Origin of the sequence: Limnospira sp. PMC 289.06, assembly GCF_032350395.1 — a bacterium.
GTDB classification, from domain to species: Bacteria; Cyanobacteriota; Cyanobacteriia; order Cyanobacteriales; family Microcoleaceae; genus Limnospira; species Limnospira platensis.
The window spans coordinates 1-1,023 of sequence record NZ_JARPLC010000357.1; the positions used below are offsets into that span (position 1 = coordinate 1).

Sequence of the window (1,023 nt, forward strand, 5' to 3'; positions counted from 1 at the left end):
CCTACAAGGTTTACTGTTGGGTTTCACCCAACCTACAAGGTTTACTGTTGGGTTTCACCCAACCTACAAGGTTTACTGTTGGGTTTCACCCAACCTACAAGGTTTACTGTTGGGTTTCATCCAACCTACAAGGTTTACTGTTGGGTTTCACCCAACCTACAAGGTTTAGTAGTAGGTTAGTTTAGTCTTTCTATTGGGGAGGTTGTTTTTTCTTTAACATAATGCTTCCACTGTAGCGGGAGAGTTAATAATCTGAACTGTCAAGTTAATTATCATAGCTCCTATAACGACAGGCACAACCACAGGCAAGGAAGCTTCTACCGCCGCTCCCACTCCAATTCCGGCAACCACAGGCAAGGAAGCTTCTGCCGCTCCCACTGCAATTCCGGTCACCACAGGCAACGAAACTTCTGCCGCTTCTACTGCAATTGCGGCAACCACAGGCAACGCTTCTACCGCTACGCCTGCAATTGTGGCAACCACAGGGAACGAAGCTTCTGCCGCTCCTACTGCAATATCTACAACCACAGGGAACGAAGCTTCTGCCGCTCCTACTGCAATATCTACAACCACAGGGAACGAAGCTTTTGCCGCTCCTACTGCGATATCTGCAACGACCAACGAAGCTTCTGCCGCTCCCGCTGCAATATCTACAACCACAGGGAACGAAGCTTCTGCCGCTCCCGCTGCAATATCTGCAACGGCCAACACAGATTTTACCGATCCTACTGCAATATCTGCAACCACAGGCAACACAACTTTTACCGCAGCTTTTTCTGCAATATCTGCAACCACAGGCAACGAAGCTTTTGCCGTTTTTGCTATCACCGACAATAAATTTAGATTTATTAAAGCCATAACAACTCCTTTTTTTTCAATAAAGAGAGATCTAAACAATTGGGTTTATTGTACTATGGTTTCTGGTTGCTTTGATAGTGAATATATGTGCAGTTTCGCCAAGCCGTAGAGCGATCGCTTAAACCCCCACACTCCACTTTAGTAGGTTGGGTGGAGGAACGAAAC

At 46.6% G+C, this 1,023-nt stretch carries 1 protein-coding gene; it reads right to left on the minus strand.

Annotation, left to right across the window (positions count from 1 at the left end):
* Positions 1 to 213 precede the first annotated feature (213 nt).
* Positions 214 to 897, minus strand: a complete 684-nt coding sequence (locus tag P5674_RS25170; protein ID WP_035737094.1) for a hypothetical protein — start codon at positions 895 to 897, stop codon at positions 214 to 216.
* Positions 898 to 1,023 lie beyond the last annotated feature (126 nt).